19 protein-coding genes are annotated in these 22,270 nt (G+C 40.9%); 9 read left to right on the top strand and 10 right to left on the bottom strand.

Features of this window, described 5'->3' with window-relative positions:
* Positions 1-60: 60 nt before the first annotated feature.
* Positions 61-930, top strand: coding sequence for an Rpn family recombination-promoting nuclease/putative transposase (locus ACPZ3T_RS21220; RefSeq protein WP_490271435.1), 870 nt, complete (start codon positions 61-63; stop codon positions 928-930).
* A 34-nt stretch (positions 931-964) separates the two neighbouring features.
* Here ACPZ3T_RS21220 and ACPZ3T_RS21215 read toward each other — a convergent pair whose 3' ends face one another.
* Together ACPZ3T_RS21215 and dnaK are read right to left on the bottom strand one after the other, a co-directional pair.
* Entirely contained in the window at positions 965-1,957 is a 993-nt protein-coding gene (locus tag ACPZ3T_RS21215) for a DnaJ C-terminal domain-containing protein (RefSeq protein ID WP_490277308.1), read from the bottom strand.
* Between the two features lie 268 nt (positions 1,958-2,225).
* Positions 2,226-4,295, bottom strand: coding sequence for a molecular chaperone DnaK (gene dnaK, locus ACPZ3T_RS21210; RefSeq protein WP_490271434.1), 2,070 nt, complete (start codon positions 4,293-4,295; stop codon positions 2,226-2,228).
* Between the two features lie 357 nt (positions 4,296-4,652).
* Between dnaK and ACPZ3T_RS21205 the strand changes: the two genes are divergently transcribed.
* A complete protein-coding gene (locus ACPZ3T_RS21205) occupies positions 4,653-5,501 on the top strand; it encodes a M28 family peptidase (RefSeq protein WP_490271433.1) in 849 nt (282 codons plus the stop codon).
* Positions 5,502-5,640: 139 nt separating this feature from the next.
* On the opposite strand, the gene ACPZ3T_RS21200 is transcribed toward ACPZ3T_RS21205, so the two are convergent.
* From ACPZ3T_RS21200 to ACPZ3T_RS21170, 7 genes are all read right to left on the bottom strand, one after another.
* On the bottom strand, positions 5,641-6,567 hold the full coding sequence (locus ACPZ3T_RS21200) for a bestrophin family protein (protein ID WP_490271432.1): 927 nt from the start codon (positions 6,565-6,567) through the stop codon (positions 5,641-5,643).
* 577 nt (positions 6,568-7,144) lie between these two features.
* The gene (gene map, locus ACPZ3T_RS21195) at positions 7,145-7,969 is read right to left on the bottom strand and encodes a type I methionyl aminopeptidase (protein ID WP_490271431.1); all 825 of its coding nucleotides are present in this window, start codon (positions 7,967-7,969) and stop codon (positions 7,145-7,147) included.
* 214 nt (positions 7,970-8,183) lie between these two features.
* The gene (locus ACPZ3T_RS21190) at positions 8,184-8,672 is read right to left on the bottom strand and encodes a cupredoxin domain-containing protein (RefSeq protein WP_490271430.1); all 489 of its coding nucleotides are present in this window, start codon (positions 8,670-8,672) and stop codon (positions 8,184-8,186) included.
* Positions 8,673-8,829: 157 nt separating this feature from the next.
* On the bottom strand, positions 8,830-11,649 hold the full coding sequence (locus ACPZ3T_RS21185; protein ID WP_490271429.1) for a M16 family metallopeptidase: 2,820 nt from the start codon (positions 11,647-11,649) through the stop codon (positions 8,830-8,832).
* A gap of 128 nt (positions 11,650-11,777) precedes the next feature.
* The gene (locus ACPZ3T_RS21180) at positions 11,778-12,206 is read right to left on the bottom strand and encodes a VOC family protein (RefSeq protein ID WP_490271428.1); all 429 of its coding nucleotides are present in this window, start codon (positions 12,204-12,206) and stop codon (positions 11,778-11,780) included.
* Entirely contained in the window at positions 12,143-12,286 is a 144-nt protein-coding gene (locus ACPZ3T_RS21175) for a hypothetical protein (RefSeq protein WP_490271427.1), read from the bottom strand. The genes ACPZ3T_RS21180 and ACPZ3T_RS21175 overlap by 64 nt, the downstream gene beginning before the upstream one ends.
* A gap of 94 nt (positions 12,287-12,380) precedes the next feature.
* Positions 12,381-12,890 carry a TIGR02652 family protein gene (locus ACPZ3T_RS21170; protein WP_490277307.1) on the bottom strand — a complete coding sequence of 170 codons (510 nt, stop codon included), beginning with the start codon at positions 12,888-12,890 and terminating at the stop codon, positions 12,381-12,383.
* A gap of 240 nt (positions 12,891-13,130) precedes the next feature.
* Between ACPZ3T_RS21170 and ACPZ3T_RS21165 the strand changes: the two genes are divergently transcribed.
* The 6 genes from ACPZ3T_RS21165 to ACPZ3T_RS21140 all read left to right on the top strand — a co-directional run bounded on the left by ACPZ3T_RS21165 (position 13,131) and on the right by ACPZ3T_RS21140 (position 19,466).
* Positions 13,131-13,652, top strand: a complete 522-nt coding sequence (locus ACPZ3T_RS21165) for a gamma carbonic anhydrase family protein (protein ID WP_490271426.1) — start codon at positions 13,131-13,133, stop codon at positions 13,650-13,652.
* 258 nt (positions 13,653-13,910) lie between these two features.
* Complete coding sequence (locus ACPZ3T_RS21160) at positions 13,911-14,039, top strand: photosystem II protein Y (protein ID WP_490271425.1); 129 nt, start codon at positions 13,911-13,913, stop codon at positions 14,037-14,039.
* A gap of 246 nt (positions 14,040-14,285) precedes the next feature.
* Positions 14,286-15,095: a Uma2 family endonuclease gene (locus tag ACPZ3T_RS21155; protein WP_490271424.1), complete on the top strand. Its 810-nt coding sequence runs from the start codon at positions 14,286-14,288 to the stop codon at positions 15,093-15,095.
* Between the two features lie 60 nt (positions 15,096-15,155).
* Positions 15,156-16,418 carry a bifunctional folylpolyglutamate synthase/dihydrofolate synthase gene (locus tag ACPZ3T_RS21150; RefSeq protein ID WP_490271423.1) on the top strand — a complete coding sequence of 421 codons (1,263 nt, stop codon included), beginning with the start codon at positions 15,156-15,158 and terminating at the stop codon, positions 16,416-16,418.
* A 789-nt stretch (positions 16,419-17,207) separates the two neighbouring features.
* Positions 17,208-18,383: an FIST signal transduction protein gene (locus ACPZ3T_RS21145; RefSeq protein ID WP_490271422.1), complete on the top strand. Its 1,176-nt coding sequence runs from the start codon at positions 17,208-17,210 to the stop codon at positions 18,381-18,383.
* Positions 18,384-18,389: 6 nt separating this feature from the next.
* Positions 18,390-19,466, top strand: coding sequence for a sensor histidine kinase (locus ACPZ3T_RS21140; protein ID WP_490271421.1), 1,077 nt, complete (start codon positions 18,390-18,392; stop codon positions 19,464-19,466).
* A gap of 192 nt (positions 19,467-19,658) precedes the next feature.
* On the opposite strand, the gene ACPZ3T_RS21135 is transcribed toward ACPZ3T_RS21140, so the two are convergent.
* On the bottom strand, positions 19,659-20,957 hold the full coding sequence (locus tag ACPZ3T_RS21135; protein ID WP_490271420.1) for an ABC transporter substrate-binding protein: 1,299 nt from the start codon (positions 20,955-20,957) through the stop codon (positions 19,659-19,661).
* 202 nt (positions 20,958-21,159) lie between these two features.
* Between ACPZ3T_RS21135 and pilM the strand changes: the two genes are divergently transcribed.
* Complete coding sequence (pilM, locus tag ACPZ3T_RS21130) at positions 21,160-22,269, top strand: type IV pilus assembly protein PilM (RefSeq protein WP_490277306.1); 1,110 nt, start codon at positions 21,160-21,162, stop codon at positions 22,267-22,269.
* Position 22,270: the final 1 nt, after the last annotated feature.

Here is a 22,270-nt window from a genome sequence, read left to right as displayed (position 1 = left end):
AAACCTCTCACCCGTACTAAGTTACGATCAATTTCATCGACTGAGTGCATCTATAACTCGATGAATAAATCCGCAGATGTCAGCACTAAAAAATTAATCAGCCTTGCACCCGACAACTGGGTAAAATGGGTGACTCAAATACCTGATATTATTGCTGGAGAGATTCTCAACTCTGAATTTCAGTGGATTAGCAGACAAAGTGATGTTTTAGTTCGTGTCAACAGTCCTGAATACGGAGAATTTCTTGTCCTCAACGAATTACAATTACGTTACCAACGGCAAATGCCACGCCGAATCCGTGCTTATGCAGCACTGGCGGAAGAAAAATATAATTTACCTACGTACCCTGTATTAATTAATATTCTCAAAACCAGTAACGAAGAAATACCTACAAGTTTTACATCAAATCTAGCAGGTTTACGAGCAATCCAAGATTATCGTGTAATTAATCTGTGGGAAGTTGATGTCAATATTGCCTTGCAACAACCGTTACCCCCCTTATTACCATTCGTCCCGATTCTCAAAGGTGGTGAGGATGAGTCTGTGATTCGAGCAGCATTGCAAATTCTGCGTGCAGATGAACAGTTGAATCAATTAGAAACAGTTTTAGCTTTTTTTGCTACGTTTGTGTTAGAGAGTTCCTTAGTTCAGGAAATTATGAGGTGGGATATGACTGTACTACGTGAATCGCCCTGGTATCAGGAAATTCTGCGTGAAGGAGAAGCACGCGGAGAAGCACGCGGGGAAGCACGCGGGGAACGACAAGGATTGATTGCGAGTATCGAAATTAATTTAGATGTCAAATTTGGTGAGGATGGCTTGCAATTGTTGCCACAAATCAATCAAATTAGCGATACAACAGAATTGAAGGAAATTTTACGCCAAATTATTACAGCCAACTCAATTGAGGAATTGCGTCAACTGCTGTAGCCTCATGCTATCAATAAAAATTTACAGCAAAATCTTAACCCAATAAATTAGCACGGGGTTTAAAGGTTTCAATTTGCCGCAATTTTTCGTAAAGTTCCTTTTCTTCCTGGCTAATGCTTTTTGGGGTAAGTATTTGAATTTCTACCAATTGATCACCACGTTTACCATCTTCGGTGGGATAACCTTTATTTGCCAAGCGAAATCTTTGACCAGATCGAACTCCTGGGGGAATGGTCATTTTCACAGGCCCATCTAGGGTGGGTGCTTCTACTTGTCCGCCTAAAACAGCTTCAGTAGGTGTTACTGGTACTTGGCAAGAGATATTAGCACCTTCTAGTTTAAATAACGGATGTGGCTCAACGGTAATTTTTAAATAGAGATCCCCACCACCAATACCTTGATTTCGCAATCTAATACTTTGCCCTGTCACCATAGCGGGGGGCATATTAACTTCTAGCGATCGCCCATCTTCTAATCTAATCCGTTCTGTACCACCTTGATAAGCTTTTTCTAGTGGCAGGGTTAATCTCGCTTCAATATCTCGCCGTGCGGGACGTGGTGGATTTTTGGGAACTGTATATTGAACTTTACTTTTTGGGCTACGAAATGGGTCAGTGGTAGTGCTGCTACTTGTCCCATTTTTAGTGTCTTTGCGACCACCTACACCCACAACTTGATTAATAAAATCCTCAAAATTGGCAAACTGACTCGGATCTACATTTTGATTGCCATTCCGTTCTCCTGTCCGTTCCCAAGTTTTAGTTTTTGGTGCTTGTTTACTAAAGCCTTTTTGCTTCCAATAGCGACTAAATTGGTCATATTGGGCGCGTTTAGCTGTATCAGAAAGGACTTCGTAAGCCTCACCAATATCTTTAAATTTTTCTTCTGCTGCTTTATTTCCTGGGTTAAGGTCAGGGTGGTATTGTCTAGCTAACCGCCGATAATTCTTTTTAATTTCTTCATTAGTAGCATCTTTTGCTACTCCTAAAATTTCGTAGTAATCCCGAAAATTCTGCAAATTTTGCATATTCATTTATTTAACTTTTAAAGTTGAGATTTTAGTAATCTTTAATTTAGTAATGGATTCATATTAATGCTCAATTACTAAATACTAATTACCAATTACTAAATCCAAATTCAGGAAATAGAAGTGTAGGGGTGTAGGGGTGTAGGGGTGTAGGGGTATAGGGGTGTAGGGGAGCAGGGGAGCAGGGGGAGTAAAACTCTTCAATTTTGAATAATGCCCAATGCCCAATGCCCCATGCCCAATGCCCCATGCCCAATGCCCTATACAGTTACAGCCAATCATCATCATCATCCCAATTATCTTGATAACTGGGACGAGGTTGACGGCGGGGGGGAGGATTATCGTAGGGGGAACGGCGATCGCGTCCATAATCTCTGTCGTTGTAGTCTCGATTATAAGGGTCGCGTTCTCGATAATTGTCGCGGTAATTATCTCTGTAATAGTCCCGATCGCGGTCTTTTTCTTTATCGCCTACAAAGATATCGCGGATTGTACCGAATAAGTCGTCGTCTTCGTCTTCGGCATAATACTCGCGGACTTCTCGATTCAATTCATACAAAGCATCCTGTAAATCTACGTAAGCTTGATCAATGCCGCGATCGTCATCTTCTTTGAGACTTTCTTTCAGTTCTCGACAAATGTTATCAATGCGTTGGCGACGGTTACGGGCAAACTGCATCCCAAATTCTAAGGCGACTTCTCTGAGTTGTCTTTCGGCTTGGAGAATCAAAGCTTCGGAACGGGTGCGTTTTTCTACCCTTTCTTTGCGTTCCCTGTCAATATCAGCATATTTTTGAGCATCCTGAATCATCCGATTCACTTCTGCTTCACTCAAGGTAGAAGCTCCTTGAATGGTGATACTCTGTTCTCTGCCGGTGGTTCTATCTAAGGCTGTCACCTGCAAAATCCCATTAGCATCTATATCTAATGATACCTGAATTTGAGGTATGCCCCTAGGTGCGGGTGGGATGCCATAGAGTTTGAATCTTCCCAAAGATTTATTATCAGCCGCCATTTCCCTCTCACCTTGGACAACGTGGATTTCCACGCTATTTTGGTTATTTTCGGAGGTGGAGAAAATATCAGAACGACGGACGGGAATGGTAGTGTTGCGGGGAATTAATTTTTTCATTACGCCGCCGATGGTTTCTAAGCCCAAAGATAAGGGCGTAACATCCAATAGCAGCACATCTTTAAATTCCCCAGCCAGGATACCTGCTTGAATAGCTGCACCCATTGCTACAACTTCATCCGGGTTGACATTTTCGCTAGGATCAATGCCAATCATATCCCGCACCAGTTGTTTTACCATTGGCATTCGTGTAGAACCACCAACTAGTACTACTTCTTCAATATCGTCTGGGCGCAAGCCTGCATCTTTTAAAGCCCGTTTTACTGGGGTGCGTATACGTCCTAATAAGTCAGCACACAAACCTTCAAACTGGGAACGTGTGAGGCGGGTTTCGAGATGTTTGGGGCCGTCTTCCGTAGCTGTGATGAAGGGTAAGTTAATATCAGTGACGCTGACGGCAGAAAGTTCAATTTTAGCTTTTTCTGCGGCTTCCATTAAACGTTGTAAAGCTTGGCGATCGCGTCTTAAGTCTACACCTTCTGCTTCTAAAAATTGCTCTGCCAACCAATCAACAACTTTTTTATCAAAGTCATTGCCACCTAGTTGAGTATCACCACTAGTGGCTTTAACTTCAAATACCCCATCCCCTACTTCCAAAATCGATACGTCAAATGTCCCACCACCCAAGTCAAATACTAAGATGGTTTCGGTATAACCCCGATCTAAGCCATAAGCTAGGGATGCGGCTGTTGGTTCGTTAAGAATCCGCAACACTTCCAACCCAGCAATCCTACCAGCATCACGGGTTGCCTGCCTTTGAGAATCATTAAAATAAGCAGGAACTGTAATTACTGCCCCTGTGACTGGCGCGCCTAAGTAGGTGCTGGCATCGTCTGCTAATTTCTTCAGCACCATTGCTGAGATTTCTTCTGGCGCAAAGTCTTTATTCTGGCGGGGACAGGCAATTTTGATATTACCTATGTCGTCTTTACGGATAGTGTAGGGTACACGCTTCGATTCTGGGTTAAGTTCGCCGTACTTACGCCCAATAAAGCGTTTCACTGCAAAATAAGTATTTTGTGGGTTGAGGACTGTTTGCCGTCTTGCCATTTGCCCAACCACCCGTTCGCCGTCTTTGCTGAAGCCAACTACGGAGGGGGTTGTTCGCATTCCTTCTGCATTGGCAATCACCACCGGCTTGCCACCCTCCATTACGGCGACTACTGAGTTGGTTGTACCCAAGTCGATGCCGACTACCTTGCCCATGCGTTACTTTTCTCCTAGTGCGTCTTATACATATATTATGATTGGGCGGGACGACCTCTAGCTTAGTGCTACAAGGTAAGATTTCCCCAATAGTATAATAGGGGTGATTGCAGCAAAAGTTGGAGGCGTAAAAGCTTGAGGAGTTAGTTGCAACACTAGAATAACATTCACATGATCGTCATTAGTCATGAGTTATTAATCAGTAGGGGCGGATTCTGCGAGATATTCTTAGGGAAAACAGATACATTGCTCAATCAGCCCGTACAACTTACCATTCAAGATCAAGCGACTTTCAACTTGATTTGTTGTGCTTGATGCCTGCATGATCAATTTGAGATTATTTTTTTTGATAAACACTTGAATTTACAAACAAGATTATATAATCACCTCCAACAGATAGCGCGAGAACGCGATCCTTATCTAGCGACTGCCGGACATTTCTTTGTTCAAGAATACATCCGCCAAGAATTTTCTCAATGGGGAAGTGTGGAAATCCACACCTTTGCTGTGAACAATAGAGATTTTCATAATCTCATTCTTAACTTACCTGCCCAATCGATAGCGAAAAGCAAGAATTTACCTCCCATTTTAATTGGCGCACATTATGATGCTGTACCAGGAACGTCAGGAGCTGATGATAATGCTACAGGTGTGGCTGTATTACTGGAATTAGCCAGTAAGTTTGCTGCACAACCCGCTAAATATCCCTTGCGACTGGTGGCATTTGATATGGAGGAATATGGGCTGTTGGGTAGTGCTGACTATGCAGCCTTATTGCGACAACAACAGCAACCACTACGTTTGATGATGTCTCTAGAAATGTTAGGATATCGTGATTTTACCCTTGGTAGCCAAAGTTATCCCCCACCTTTAGAACGTTTTTACCCAGATACAGGGGATTTTATTGCTTTAATTGGTAATTTGCGAACAATTCCTGATTTAATTCGCATGAGTCGCAGTATTCGCCAAGCGGGAATATCCAGTCAGTGGCTACCAGTGCCGAATAGGGGTTTGATTGTGCGTCAAACTAGATTAAGCGATCATTCACCATTTTGGGATGCAGGTTATCCCGCAATGATGGTGACAGATACCGCCTTTTTGCGTAACCCTCACTATCATCAACCCAGCGATACAATTGCGACGTTAGATTTAGATTTTCTCGCTGGTGTATGTGAAGGGTTGGAAGTGGCTATTAGGAGGGTGTAGGGGTGTAGGGGTGTAGGGGGCAGGGAGCAAGGGAGCAGGGAGCAGGGGGAGACAAGGGAGACAAGGGAGACAAGGGAGACAAGGGAGACAAGGGAGAATTATTTACCCCAATGCCCAATGCCCCATGCCCCATACCCAATTACAATTCAGGAGGCAAAAGGGATAATTGGGCATCTTCGGGCGATCGCATTACATATAAATTGATTAAATCATCAATATTCCGTTTCATGGTCTGGCAAATGGCATCTAGTGGTAAATCATTGGCATCGTAACCAAAGGGATTTTCTATTTCTAAGCCAATGGCTTCAATGCCAAATAAGGTAAAACTTACCAACGCTGTAACTGCACCTGTCCACCATCCTAAACTTTCTACCATTTGAAATGGTAAAAGCAAACAATACAGTAATAGTAATTGTTTTAAATGAATCGAATAAGCCAAAGGCATGGGAGTTTTTAAAATGCGCTCACAAGCTCCTAAATTATCTACTAAATTATTTAATAATTGCTGAATAGCGGTTAACTGATAGGAATTTAAACAATTCTGCTCATATTGCCTTTGTAAATAATCCTCAATCCAAAACGCTATTTCTAAGGGGGGATTATTCATGTTTTTCAGTTTAAAATATTTAGCAGATGACATCAAATCTTCTAATTCATTATTTACTGGTTCTCCCCGTAAATGTAATTTAGTAGCTACCGCAAAACCAACTAATAAATATAAAGCCGCAATTTTATCTTTTTTATCTTCGTTTGAAATTTCTTTAACGGATACTAAAATCTGTCTTGCTATATTGCGAACAGTATTAACTATCGAACCCCAACATTTTCTGCCTTCCCAAAATCTTTCATAGGCTGTATTGGTACGAAAAACTAATAATAAACCTAAAACAATACTAGGAATAATAGTACCTAAAATTGGCTGAGATACAGGCACTTTGAAATAATACATTACAGAAACGAAAACTCCAAACAATCCGCAGCCAATTACCCGTTTATATATTGATGCAATAACTGAACCTTTGACGCGAACAGCCATTTGCAACCATTCAATTTTTTCAACACTCATAGGTTAAACCTAATAATAATTTTATATTTATAAAAATGGTGAGATGCTGATTTCAGCAAAGCTATAGCAAAGAAAATATTGGCTACGACGAGACAATCATAACTCTGGATGTGACACAACTGACATTGAGGAATTTACAGATTAGAGAACTGATGGTAGTTATAACAATACGAGTCATGCCAATTTTGGATTTTGTATTTTGGATTAAGTAGAACCACTTGAAAAAACCGAACTATGTAAAGCAATGTAAAAAAATTACATTTAGTTCGTAGTAAGGACTTTAGTCCTTATGAGAGGACTAAAGTCCTTACTACAAACCTTTAATTATTTACACCGTTCTGACTTGAAAAAGGGGTGTAGGGGTGTAAGGGTATAGGGGTGTAAGGGAAAGACTTTTTCATGTGTTCTGGTGTATGTAGTTCATGACGGCTACTTACAAACTTTAGAACTGCCTTAAAAGTGGGCATTAGGGATGGGAAAAGTGATTTTCATTCTTCCTTGTGACTGGAGCTTAGACTAAGCAGTAAAAAGCGATCGCACTTCACTAATGCGATCGCTGTTGGTTATATTTTAGATATTAAACTTTACTGCGATCGGTCAAAATTTCATAACCTGTTTCCGTGACCAAAACTGTATGCTCAAACTGGGCTGATAAGGAATTATCTACAGTTACAGCCGTCCATCGATCTGCTAAAGTGCGTGTATGTTTAGAACCAGCGTTTAAAATTGGCTCAATAGCCAAAGTCATACCCGCACGAAGTTTCACATTAGGCATTTCCCGTGTGCGGTAGTTAAATACTGATGGTTCTTCATGTAAGTTACGTCCGACACCATGTCCGGTAAATTCTTCTACCACAGTGTAACCATGTGCTTTCACATGATCTTCAATTGCACCAGCCACATCAAGCAAGTATGCGCCTGCTTTAACTTGTTCAATACCTTTATAAAGTGCTTCTTCCGCAACTCGAATTAGTCTAGCAGCTTCCGGGGTAACTTCACCCACGGCGATGGTAATGCAAGAATCTCCATGAAACCCTTGATAATAAGCACCTGTATCTACTTTTAAAACATCCCCAGCCCGAATGACTTTTTTGGGATTTGGTATACCATGCACGACTTCATTATTAATGCTGGCACAAATAGAACCAGTAAAACCGTGATATCCCTTAAAGCTTGGTGTTGCATCCATTTCCCGGATGCGCTTTTCTGCGTAAGCATCCAAGTCGGCAGTAGTCATACCGGGTTTGACTAACTCCGAAATTTCCTTGAGGACAGTAGCAACAATTTTTGCTGATTGCCGCATAATCTCAATTTCACGCGGCGATTTAATTTCAATGCCTCGGCGTTGTTTGGGAGTTACGGGTTTAGGTGCGTGAGAAAGTAAGTTGGTGAGGATGTTCATGGAAACCTAATAATTACTTGCGCCTTAAAGCTAATTTTGCAGTCTTTTATCTAAAGTTTAGTTGAGAAATACTATCTATGTTTACGTTAACTTAATTTTTTGTTGGTTATGGGGCATGGGGCATGGGGCATTGGGCATTGGGCATTGGGCATCATCAGTTACTTAATCACTGATTTAACTCCCCTGCCTCCCTTGTCCCCCTTGTCTCCCTTGTCTATTTGCCAGCAATCATAATCTCCCCTATCATCCCAGCTTCTGTGTGTCCGGGGATAGAACAGTGTAAGCTATATTTCCCTGGTTTCATGGGTACAAATACCCATTCTGCTACTGCACCAGGTTTTAGTTCTAGTTCATGAATCGCGCCTTTAATTTCTACTTTCCCGGCTTCGACTTTTTGCGTCCAGATAACGTCAGCAAAATCTTTAGCTGTAAAGTAATGTTTCATTTGACTGGGGTTAGTTAATTTTAGTTGATAACGTTTCCCGGCTACAAAGTCTAAATGATTGGGTTCAAATTTAAGTTCATTAGCAGAATTACCTAAACTTATGGTGATTTCTGTAGCTGGCGATTTTAGTAAATCACCAGTGGAAGTTGCGGCGATCGCATTATTAGCCACCGTAAAAAGCAGACATATCAACAATGTCAAAACTACAAAGCTACGCCGAATTAAAATCAATCCAGTATAAAAAAATTTTACCAACATTATCAACAAGAGAATCTGAGGACAAAAGACAAATTCTGTAATTACGTTAGCGTAGCGGGGGGGAGCATCGTTACGTAGCTTGCTTCCGCGTAGCGGTATTACGAATTACGTTAGCGAAGCGGGACGAAGTCCATTACGAATTACGAATTACGAATTATTATCTAACAGTTTGGTGAGCCAACATAGCAGGCCCGGCCGTAACTACAACTAGGTTATCAGGGTGGAGTAATTCACGGGCGGCTTGATTAACTTCACTGAGGCTAACTTGCTGAATTTTTTGGGTATATTTCTGTAGTTCAGTTTTGTCTAAGCCATACACCTGATTCATCAAGATGTTACTAGTTAACTCTTCTGGATCTGATAGGGAAACATTATAACTTCCAATCAGGGTACGTTTAGCCATTTCTACTTCTGTGGCTGTGACACCTTGCTGATGGATTTGTTGGAGTAGTTGGCGTGTGCTAGCGATCGCTTGATTGGCATCTTCTGGACTAGTTTGCATTTCAATCCAAAATATCCCAAAGTCTTTTTCGGCTTGGAAGTGGCTATAAATCCCATAGGTTAAGCCAAGGCGATCGCGCACTTCTGAACCGAGGCGGCTAGATAGGGTATCGCCTCCTACAATTTGGTTTAATACCAAAGCTTTGTAAAATCTGGGGTCTTGCCGTGTAATACCTGTATAACCCATGTAAGTAATTGCTTGGGCTTTACCGGGGACGATGGGGTTTACCCGGACAAGATTAGTGGGGTTTGATACTTGGGGATATTGTATGCTGGGTGGTTGACCACTGGCGCGCCAATTGCCAAACTCTTTTTGTATGAGCGATCGCACTTTATCTTGGTCAAAATCTCCCACTACTGCCAACACCATTGTATCTGGACGATAGTATTGACGCTGGAAATTCACAACGTCGTTTCTTTTAATCCGCCGCAAACTTGACTGGGTGGGAAACTCGTGTAGTGGGTGTTTTTTCGGATAAATGGATTGTAAAAATATTCTTTTAGCAACTTCGGCTGGATCATCTAATTCGACCTTGAGGTCTGTTAAAGCTTGTTGGCGATTTAATTCCAACTCTTTTTGCGGAAATGTACTATTTTGAACAGCATCTGCTAAAGTTTTGATTAACACAGGTAAGTCTTGTGCAAGACTATTACCTTCAATTTGCACACCATTGCGGTAGGCGGAAAAGTCTAAGGTTGCGCCTCTATCTTCTAAGGCTTTGGCTAAGGTGGTGGCGTTTTTGGTTTTAGTGCCACTCATCAAGCTATCTGCTACTAGGGAGGATAATCCAGCTTTTTCCCCAGGATCAAATTCTGTACCAGCTTTGATATGACCACTCAAGGTAATGGTAGGGGTAGAGCGATCGCTTAACAATAGTACTTGTAGGCCGTTAGCTAAGATAAACTGCTCTGGTAGTTTGAGATGAGTTGTTTGAGACTCACTTTGCTCGGTATCTATTTTTGGTAAATACTGCATCATCTCAAAGGTGGAAGCAGGTGAATTAACAGATAAATTTTCTCTAGACTGTGGCGGTGAGTGTTTGACTCCAATTTCCTTGACTTGATTGACAATTGGCTCAAAAATACCGACTGTGCGGGCAGATTTTGAGAGATATTTGTTTAATACATCTACAACATCTGCGGTGGTGACTTGATGAATGGCGGCTAAATAGTAGTCGGTAAAGTGATAATCACCCGTAGTTGTCTGATCGTTGCCTAACTGCATTGCCTGATCAGTGATACTACGGTTACTCAAAATTATCGCAGCTTCTAACTGTCTTTTGGCTCTAGCTAATTCTGCGGCTGTGATGCCATTTTGAGTTAGTTTGGCGATCGCATTATTCAAGACTGAGTCAATTTTGTTGACATTTTGCTCAGGATCTGATGTAACTAACAACTCATACCAACCAGCTTTTTCTAAGCTTACCACCGAACCTGAAACATCATTTGCTAAACCTGATTCTACTAATGCTTGATATAGTCGAGAATTTCTCCCTTCTGTCAAGATGTAGTCAGCCACCTCTAAAGCTGGCATATCTTGGTGGTTTGCCTGTGGTAGTGGATATATAGCTTGTAATAATGCGGCTGATCCTGGTTCTCGTAAAAAGATTGGTGACTTTGAACGGTTAACTGTTAACTGTTGACTGTTAACTGTTGACTGTTGAGCCTTGGGAATATTACCGAAGATTTCTTTGACTGTGGCTAGGGTTTTTTCGGTTTGGCAATCACCGACAATTACTAAGACTGCATTGTCAGGATGATAAAACTGACGATAATACTGCTTTACTTGTTCAACTTGGAACTTTTCTACATCTGCCTTAGTACCACCTACGGGTAAACCGTAACCATAATTAGGAAATACTGAGCGTAGGATAGCACGATTGAGGCGATATTCTGGGCTATTTTCATACCCTTGTAATTCGGAAATGACTACCCGCTTCTCTTTGGCTAGGTGTTCGCCATCCAAGAGCGCGTTTTGCATTCTATCTGCTTCTAGAACTAGTAATGCTTTGAGCTTGTCCCGTTCTACAGTTCCGTAATAAGCTGTTTGGTCATAACTCGTAAAAGCGTTGGAGTCACTACCTAAAGCACTAAATAACCAACCAAATTGAGTTGGACGGTTGTTTGTACCTTTAAACATCATATGTTCTAGTTGATGGGCAATGCCATTAACTCCTGCGGCTTCGTGGCGTGAACCGAATTTATACCACACCTGCACGCTGACAACTGGTGCTGTGTGTACTTCTTTGATGAAGACGGTTAAACCATTGTCTAAGACTGTTTTATGAACATTTGCTGTTAATTTTAAATCTTGGGGATTTTTGGTCACTAATGTTACTTGGTGATTGACTTGACTAGAGGTAGTTAGATTTTGACTTTTAGCAGGTGCATTGCTCAGGAATAATACCGCAACTAATGAAATACCCAACAGCAAAAAATAGGAACGGTATTTATAGCACGCAGACAATATAGACATTTATTTTGGTAGATGTATGAAAATTAATTTATGTGTTTTTACTGCCGACAGTAGTTTAATTCTTCTGAGAATATGCTACCTCAGCAATATGAATAATGTATATAAAAAGACAAAAGAAATCCAACAAACTAATCAAGTTTAGTTAAAAATCGGATAAATTCTAAGGGTAGTCCGTCTGTATCAGCGATAAAGGCTACTTCGAGAATGCGATCGCCTATTTGTTGCTGTGTTGGTTCTAATAAAATTTTTAATGGTGGTAATTCTGCTATCAGTGCTATGCGCTGTTGTAAATTTCTTAACCATCCCGGTAAATCTGGGGTAATTGTCGTTAAATCAAAGGACAGGTGATAGTATCCCACATAATGTTCATCACCAAACGCATCCGGGGCTGGTTTTGGTTGGGGAATTTGAATCAGTTCAATTCTGCCCCCTAGTCCTTCCATCCAGCACGCTAGGGTGTAGCCTGTAGTGAAGCGTTCACAGACTGTAAATCCTAGTATTTCATAAAAGGCGATCGCTTGATGAATATTCGCAGTGCGGATAGAAGCGTGGTGCATTTCAATTCAAAATTCAGAAATATTGGGGTTAAGGGCATGGGGCATGGGGCATGGGGCATGGGGCATGAAGCATCGGGCATGAAGCATCGGGCATCGGGGTAAAATCTCCCTTGTCTCCCTTGCCTCCCCTACACCCCTACACCCCTACACCCCTACACCCCTACACCCTCAAATTTACTCAAACAACCGGAAATAAGGGTAGCGCACGGGAACACCCGGTTCTTTGTCTAAATCGAAATTAATCACTTCCCAGCAAGGATCTTCAGCTGGATCAGGACTAAATTCTACAGGTAAACCATATAGTCTTGCAGATGAGGTTTCCTGCTGTCCAGAACGCCAAGGAGTACTGCGTTCTAAATAACCACTCATCAACTCCTGATAACGTCTGGCGATGATCACTCGTGTTGCTCGATAGCCTTGAGTATATAACTTATCTAAGGCTTCATGGATTTCAAACCGAATGCCATCAGGATGAGTGTGTTGTCTATACCATTCGTTATTCCACCGCCGCCAATGTCGCCCAGACTGTAGATGAACTAACTCTCCAGTTTTGGGGTTAGCCTCAAACGCGCCATGACGGGGGCATAAATAGGTATCAGTTAGTGTCAGTGCCGGAATTGTTTGGCGACAATGGGGACACTGTATGTCCGCGCCAAATATAGGGTACTGCAAACCTGGATTCATCATGAAGTGCGTACAAACATAGTTTCGTCTTCACCAGCACCAGAGGGTTGGATTTTACACTTCGGGTTTACCGATCCGAGATAGTTGTTCATTGCTGCACAGAAGTCTGTAGAACAAGAACAATTTTCACTTTTGCTTTCCTCCATCGGGAGGATTCACACTGTGATATTCTGGTTTTGCAACCAGACTCTCAGGATGGAGTTTCTCCAGTGTTCCTGGGTACCATACTCCTATTCTATCGTGTCTATCACTTCTTACTGGCCTTCTCCTGATTTTTCTCAAGCTGCCTTCATTGCATCCAACGCTGTGGTTATTGGTTCAGTCAACATAGCAGATGGAGTCAGCATTTGGTATGGAGCAGTGGTGAGGGCAGATGTAGAGCGCATTGACATTGGTGAATGCACAAATATTCAAGACGGGGCAATTTTACACGGTGATCCTGGGTTGCCCACAATTTTAGAAGATCATGTGACAGTAGGACATCGTGCTGTAGTACATTCTGCCCACATTGAGCGCGGGTGTTTAATTGGCATTGGCGCAGTAGTGTTAGATGGAGTCAGAGTAGGAGCAGGTAGCATCATTGGTGCTGGTGCAGTAGTAACCAAGAATATACCTCCCTTATCTCTAGTTGTGGGCATTCCTGGCAAAGTTTTACGTCCAGTTACAACTGAACAAGCCACAGAACTCATAGAACACGCCGAACGTTACAAAAAGTTAGCTTTAGTCCATGCTGGCAAAGGCACAGATGTTGGATTTGTTTAAAAATTTGGGCAATGGGCTAATCAATTCAAAATTCAAAATTCAAAATTCAAAATTGAAGAGTTTTACTCCCCCTGCTCCCTTGTCTACCTTGTCTACCTTGTCTCCCTGCCCCCTGCCCCCTGCCCCCTGCCCCACGCCCTAATAACTATTTAATCTTTCTTTACAAAATCCTCTAGCAAAATTTGCCACTTCAGCTAAAAATAAAAATGAGAGTAGTTGACAAAACTTTAATTTCCACTTGATAGAGGGGTACTAAAAATGGATGGTATTGATTTTCGTGTAGCGATCGTTTTAGCTCCCATCGCTGTTGCTGGTGGTTGGGCAGTTTTTAACATTGGTGCTGCGGCTTTAAGACAAGTTCAAAACTTTTTGAACAGAGAAGCCTAAACTTCACTTTAAGATCAGCAATTGAACCGACTGTTATCTTCACGGAAACAGTCGGTTTTGTTGATTTTGGGGACTGGTATTAATTGTTCTGACTTAAAAAAGGGGTGTAGGGGTGTAGGGGTGTAGGGGTGTAAGGGAAAGACTTTTTCATGTGTTCTGGTGTACGTAGTTCATGATGGCTACTTAATCCTGGATTAGCTGTACCAATTCAGTGATACAATTTAAGAAAATGCCAAAACCTCGCTTATGGTAGCCCAAATCACCACACTAGATATTTGTTGGCAACCATTGCCCGATGATTTTAAGCTAGGGGATGAACCGGTGGAAAATACAGGTCAGCCAATTTTGGCTGGTGCTTTGCGTGAAAGCTTAGAAGTTAGCGGGTTCATCCAAGAGCAAATGTTAATCGCCTCGAATTTTGCGATTTGTGCCACAGTCAATGGGCAATTTATTGCTAAAGCACCAGATTGGGTATATATTCCCCGTGTAAATGAAATTGTGGGCGATCGCACCAGCTATACTCCTCACTTAGAAGGAGAAATTCCAGCGATAGTCATGGAATTTTTATCCCAGACAGAAGGAGAAGAATATTCATCAAAGCGCACCTACCCGCCGGGGAAGTGGTTTTTCTACGAACAAATTTTACAAGTTCCCATCTACATCATTTTTGATCCAGATGGTGGATTATTGGAGTTTCATCAACTAGAAAATGGACGCTATGAGTTAAAGCAACCAGATGAAAATGGTCGCCATTGGATAGCAAATATAGGATTATATTTAGGAACTTGGCGCGGGACGAAAGAAGCGAGAACTGGTTATTGGTTGCGATGGTGGGATGAATCGGGTAATTTGTTACCTTGGGCTGTAGAAATTGTGGAACAAGAACGCCAACGGGCTGAACAAGCCCAGGAACGGGCTGAACAGGAAAAACAACGGGCTGAACAGGAAAAACAACGGGCTGAACAAGAACGCCTGCAAAAAGAACGCTTAATAGCCTACTTACAATCTCAAGGGATTGATCCTAATAGTTTGCTCACAGATGCAACAGAAGACTAGTAATTATACTTCATCTTCTTGGTTAATAATGCCAAAGTATTTTCAGTCAATATCCTCATCGTGAATATAGATTCTCTACTGCAACCATTTCAACATTTTGGCGTTAACCTGGGACTTTCTCGTATTAACAGACTGTTAGCTCATCTGGGCAACCCTCATCACCAAGTTAGTGTAATTCATGTAGCTGGGACAAATGGGAAAGGTTCTGTCTGTGCTTATTTGTCCTCGGTTCTGACTCAAGCAGGTTATCGTACAGGACGTTATACTTCTCCCCATCTGCTAAATTGGACAGAACGCATCTGTCTGAATGAACAGCAAATTTCTACTAAGGAATTTTACGAATTATTACTACAAGTAACGGCTGCTGCAAAGTTAGATAATGAGTACCCAACTTTATTTGAAGTCGTGACTGCGGCAGCTTGGTTGTATTTTGCCCAGCAGCAAGTTGATATTGCAGTAGTAGAAGTGGGGTTGGGGGGACGCTTGGATGCTACCAATGTGATATCTCATCCACTGGTGACGGTAATTACTTCAATTAGTCGGGAACATTGGCAACAACTGGGTTCTACTGTGGCGGAAATTGCTAGAGAAAAGGCAGGTATTCTCAAGCCTGGTTGCCCGGTTGTTGTCGGAACATTACCACCGGATGCTGAAGCAGTTGTGCGATCGCTGGCTCAAGAATTACAATCTCCATTAATTACACCACAACCAGCCCAACAAATAACTCCAGAATTGGCAAAGTATCAGTCAATTCACAATTGTAATTTAATTCAATATCCTTTACCTTTGCAGGGACAAATTCAATTAACTAACTCTGCTTTAGCTTTAGCTACTTTAGAAATTTTGCAACAAAAAGATTGGCAAATTTCTGAGGAAGCAATTATCAACGGTATGGCTAAAACTAAATGGCCAGGCCGAATGCAATGGCTGAACTGGAATAATTACAAATTACTAATTGACGGCGCACATAATCCAGCCGCAGCAAAAGTATTACGCGATTATGTAGATAGCCTCAATTATAAAAATATCACTTGGGTGATGGGAATGCTATCTACTAAAGATCACGCTGATATTTTTAAAGTTTTATTAAAACCCCATGACCAATTATATTTAGTATCTGTACCAGATTATAACTCTGCTAATCCCAGAGAATTAGCGAAACTAGCTGATGATATTTGTCCAGAATTACAACTTTGCCAAACTGATTCAGATTTAATTTCATCACTAAACGCAGCTATTTCTACAACCGATAATTTAGTGGTTTTATGTGGTTCTCTTTATTTAATAGGACATTTTTTAGAAAAAATATCACACTTATCATAAATGATATAGTCGGAATCAATCGTACTATATATCATACAGTAATTTTGAAGTAAGTGACGAACATCATAAGTAATGAGTTATGAGTAATGAGTAATGAGTAATGAGTAATGAGTAATGAGTAATGAGTTATGAGTTATGAGTTATGAGTTATAAAGCAGGAGGAAAATCCACACTGCTGTTTGCCTCCCCTACATAAACCCTTGCTTACATGGTGTATAGAGGAAGGAACGCCTGAGATTTGGCTGTTTTTTCTGGACGCTATTGCCAATCACAGCACAACTTCATTAAAAATTTGTATCAAAACTGTTTATATTTCCCGATTTTTGGGAAACCTGAGCTTAGTAGAAATGCTAAAGTTAGGTTTGGCGCATAAGTATGTTAGTTAATAAAACTGCTGCCTTTGTCGGCTACTCAATTACAGAGTCAATCTGTACAGATACCCTATTTACTTTATTGTTCATTTCGACAGCTACGCCACGATTAAGAAGCTGTAACAGCAAAATTAGTATAGGCTAACACGAATAGATAATTTTTATCTAGTGATTAAGTTGGCAAATTTTATAACAGAAATCATCAGTAAAATTGATATGATTTTTGATTTTCGGTTGTCAAAAATTTAAATAATTTCATGTTTGCAGTCATTGCTAAATTCATTAATATAAACTTGAGGATAATTTAATATTTTCTATTTTAATTCATCAAAAATTTAGATGTAATTAATTTAATATTAAACTCTTAAGTTTGACTTAATGGCAAAATTAAATATGTTCAAATTTACAAGGAGAAATCATGCTAAAAGTTATTCTTGGACATAGTGATGATCCTGATAGTCAAGGAGCAATTGAAGAAGTTTTAGAGCAATGTATTAGTGATGTAAATGATTTATCAGGTCTTCCACCCAAAGCAGGTATTTTATTTGCTGCCATTGATTTTGATCACGCTTTGATATTAAAAGAAATTGCCGAAACATTTCCAGGATTGGAGTTAATTGGTTGTACAACAGATGGTGAAATTTCATCAATTTTAGGGTTTCAGCAAGACTCTGTCACACTGATGCTATTTTGCTCAGATACTGTAGAAATTCGTGCGGGTGTAGGTTATGGAGTTAAAGAAAACCCCTTAACTGCGACTCACCAAGCTGTACATCAAGCAACTGATAACTGCAAAACAGCAGCTAGATTATGTATAGCTTTACCCGCTAGCTATTTAGCAGATGGTTCAACTACTAATGGTGGGTTAATTCTGGAAGGTTTGAAATTAGCTTTAGGCTCGCAGATACCAATTTTAGGTGGTGCGGCTGGAGATCAATTTAGGTTTCAAACTACTTATCAATTTTTCCGTAATGAAGTTTTGACGGATAGCTTACCTATTTTGATTTTTTCTGGAGATATCCTCTTTTCCTATGGTACTGCTTGCGGTTGGCAACCAATTGGACGCAAGAGTATTGTTACCAAGTCCGAGGGAACAATTCTCTACGAAATTGATGGTGTATCAGCATTAGAATTTTATCAGCGATATTTAGGCGATCGCCAACCAACAGCAGAAAATCCTTTAGCAGTGTACCAAGGAGATAGCGATCGCTATTATATGCGAGTCCCCAACACTTGTGATCCTCAAACTGGTAGTATCAATTTCTTAGGTGATGTACCAGAACAAGCCATAGTTCAGATGACAGACTTCAACCGTGATGAAATTCTTCATGCTGTTCAAAATTCACTTCATACTGCCTTAGAACGTTATCCTGGCACAGAACCAGATGCTATCTTACTATTTTCCTGTTGCTGCCGTCGTTGGCTATTAGGTACAAAAGCTAAAGAAGAATATCAACTAGTCAAAACCAAACTTGCTCAAGAAATACCCATTTGTGGATTCTATACCTATGGTGAATTTTCACCCCTAGAAGCACATGGTTCAACTTACTATCATCAAGAAACCTTTGTTACCTTGTTGCTTGGTACAAAATAAAGGGTTATGGAAGATATAGACTACGAGAGCAGACTAAAGGAATTAGAAAAAACTGTGCGGATTCTCAAAAGAAAACTAGAGCGTTCTGAAGCTGATAGAGAACAACTAGAAAATGCTAGTGAGTTGAGAGAAGCAGTTCTGAAAAATGTGATTAGAGAGTTAGAACAATCACAAACTGCTCTAGAAAATCGCTCCCAAGAACTAGAAACTACTCTCGGTAATCTCAAAGCTCTACAAATCAAATTAGTGGAATCTGAGAAAATGTCTGCTCTCGGAGTTTTAGTTGCTGGAATTGCTCATGAAATTAATAACCCAGTCAGTTTTATTTACGGTAATTTGAATTATGCCAATGATTATTTTCAAGACTTGCTCAGTTTAGTAGAACTATATCAGCAGTATTACCCAGAACCAGTAACTGCAATTCAAAAAAAAATCCGAGAAATTGAAATTGATTTTCTCAAAGACGATGCAGAAAAGCTTTTCCAATCTATGACAACTGGCGCAGAACGTATCTGTGAGATTGTCAAATCACTAAGGACATTTTCTCGCTTAGACGAAGCTGAATTTAAAGCAGTCAACATTCATGATGGTATTGACAGCACATTAGTAATTTTAAATAATCGTCTCAAACCATCCCCTGATAATTTATATGGTATTCAAATTATTCGTAAATATGGAAATTTACCATTAGTAGAATGTTATGCTGGACAACTTAATCAAGTATTTATGAATATCCTGGCTAATGGAATTGATGCGTTAGAAGAACAAGTTATCAAGCAAAAACACCAGACAAATCCAGATATTTTAGTTCCTAAAATCGAGATTTCCACTCAAGTTGTCGCTGATAATTGGGTAGAAATAACTATCGCTGACAATGGTATAGGAATTGAAGAAGCAATACAAGCAAAGCTATTTGATCCCTTCTTTACAACCAAAGAAATTGGTAAAGGCACAGGCTTAGGTTTATCTATTAGCTACCGAATTATTATTGAACTGCATAGAGGTAAATTGGAATGCCTTTCCACACCAGGAGCAGGAGCAAAATTTATTATTCAAATTCCTATTCGACAAAATAATTCGTAATTCGTAATTCGTAATTCGTAATTCGTAATTCGTAATTGGGCATTGGGCATTGGGCATCGGGTATGGAGGTAAATATTTCTACCTTGTCTACCTTGTCTCCCCCTGCCCCCTGCTCCCTGCCCCCTTCGACTGCGCTCAGGGCAAGCCTGCCCCCTGCCCCCCTGCTCCCCTGCTCTCCTGCCCCCTCATTCCCTAACGATTATTCCATCCTTGCGCTGCATCTTCTACAGCTTTATCTATGGTTTTTTCTCCTAACATTGCTGCTTGTAGGTTCTCATAAATTGCTTTTTGCAACTTTTTAATATCCTTCAAGGCGGGAGTTAATATTTCTGCTTGTTGCAGTTGCTGTGCGCTGACAACTCTGGCTTTTTCTACTGTGGAAGCATTCGCTGAAATATCTTTAAAGTAACTATCAGCTAGTGCTTTGCTGGTAGATGGTAAAACGTTAGCAGCTTTGGCAAAGGTTAATTGATTTTCATCATTAGTGAGGAATAAAGCAAATTTAACTGCCGCATCTGGTTGTTTGGTATCACGGGGAATCACAATATTCATCACGGCAACATTTTTCTTGCCTGTATCACCAGTCAACTGAGGCGCAATTGCTGAAGCTTGGGCAATTTTCGGCGCATTGTTAGCAATCGTTTTGAGAAATTCTGGCCCTGAAGCTAAGAATGCTGTCTCGCCAGACTGGTATAAATCAATGGCGTGGCGATGTCCTTGGGTTAATGCTTCTTTGGGTAATAACCCTTTTTTATATAAATCTACCCAATATTGAAATGCTGCTTTACCTTCAGGGGTGTTAAAAGCGGCTTTGCCTTCAGCATCTACTAGGGTAACTCCCATCTGTACTAATGATTGCAGCACTTCTGCGGAATCCTGGGGGACAAAAGTCACAAAAAAGGCGTATTTACCTGTTTTATCTTTAATTTGTTGGGCTGCTTGTGCTAATTCTGCGTAAGTGCTGGGTGGTTTACTGATACCTGCCTGTTGTAATAAATCGGTGTTATAAATGGTTAACCTCGTGGTGAGATACCAGGGAACACCAAAACTTTTGCCATTGAGTGTGCTAGCTTTCCAAATATTGGGTAGATAGGCAGAACGTGCTTCTGTGGGTACTTTTGTATCCAAATCTAACCAAGCATTTCGACCTGCTAATTGAGAAGCAAAATCAGGATTGAGATTAACAACATCAGGTGGCGTTTTTGCGGAGACAGCTGTTAAGATTTTGTTCTCCATAGCTGCCCAAGGCACATCAACCCATTTGACCTTAATATTGGGATTTTGTGTCTCAAAATTATTAATTAAGCTTTGGAAGTAGTTTGTAAATTGAGGTTGGAGTTGCATTGTCCAAAACTCAATATTGGCTGTTCCAGAAGTAGCTTGTTGAGTATTGGGACTAATTGTTCCACTGCTACAACTAACAAACCAACTGGTCAGTAATCCTAACATTACTAAAGCGACCAATTTTTTAAATCTTCGTAATCGAATCATTTTACCAGTATTTTTACGCTTGATCAGGGTTAAAAGCTTATGCAGAATTGTCGAGATTATAGGCTAAAACGAACCGGTTGGCGGAGGTCAAAAGTTAAACGTCAAAAGTCCATAGGGTAAACGAATAATAACCGTTGACCATTGACTAAGACTACTTAAGTGTGGTGTAAATTTTGAATTTTGCAGTTTGGCGAGCATTACTGTGGTGAAAAGTTTTAGTAATCTGTTTGGTAAATCTCCCAGAGGGGTGGGTGTTGAAATAGCACCAGAAAGAGTGAATGTAGTTCAACTACGAAAGCAACGCCAAGGTTTGAAAATCGACTCTTTTACATCAGTACCAGTTCCCGAAGGAATTGTTAGTGATGGTCAAATCACAGATCCTCCAGCGATGGCGCAATTGATTCAGCAGGCGTTGGCTGAAAGTAAGATTAAGACTTCTCGCGTGGCAACTGGTGTACCAGGACGTGATTCGATTGTACGGATTATACCTGTACCGGCAGAGTTGGATGATCGGGAACTCCGGGAGATGGTGTTAAACCATGAGGCCGGGTTGTATTTACCCTATCCCCGTGAGGAAGCTGATGTAGATTATCAAAAACTTGGGTACTTTGTAGATGAGGACGGCATTGAGAAAGTACAGGTGTTGTTAGTTGCTACTCGTAAGGAGGTGACAGATACATATATTAGTACTTTTGAGCAGGCGGGTTTACAAATTAATGTTCTAGAGATTAACAGTTTTGCATTAATTCGGACAATCCGCGATCGCCATTTACGAGAATTAAGTCCCCAAGAAGCTGCCGTCTTAGTTGACATTGAGTTTGATAGTACGGAAATAGCCATTATTGTCAATGGCATACCCCAATTTTCCCGGACTGTACCCCTTGGTACATACCAAATGCAAATGGCCTTGGCTAGAGCTATGAGTCTCCCGACATCACGGGATATGGAACTGTTGTATGAGATGACACTGACCATCATGCCCGTAGACGGTGATAAAACTGGGGTCACGGAAGCTAACCCAGGTATGGCCGGGGTGTTGCGAATCTTAGGAGAACTGGCAGATGAGCTACGCCGTTCTATAGATTTTTACCTCAATCAAAGTGAAAACATCGAAATAGCGCAGATTTTGTTAGCTGGCCCTGGAGGTGGGCTACAACCGCTAGATGAATTTTTTACACAAAGGTTAAGTATACCTACTACCCAAATAGATCCCATTGGGTCTTTAGCTTTGCAAGTTGATGAAGACAAGTACCCGGTAACACAGCGTTCTGGCTTGGGAATAATCCTTGGTTTAGGAATGCGAGAGGTATAAA

The organism is Aliinostoc maniaoense (assembly GCF_058172895.1).
This window is presented reverse-complemented; position numbering and strand designations above follow the sequence as displayed.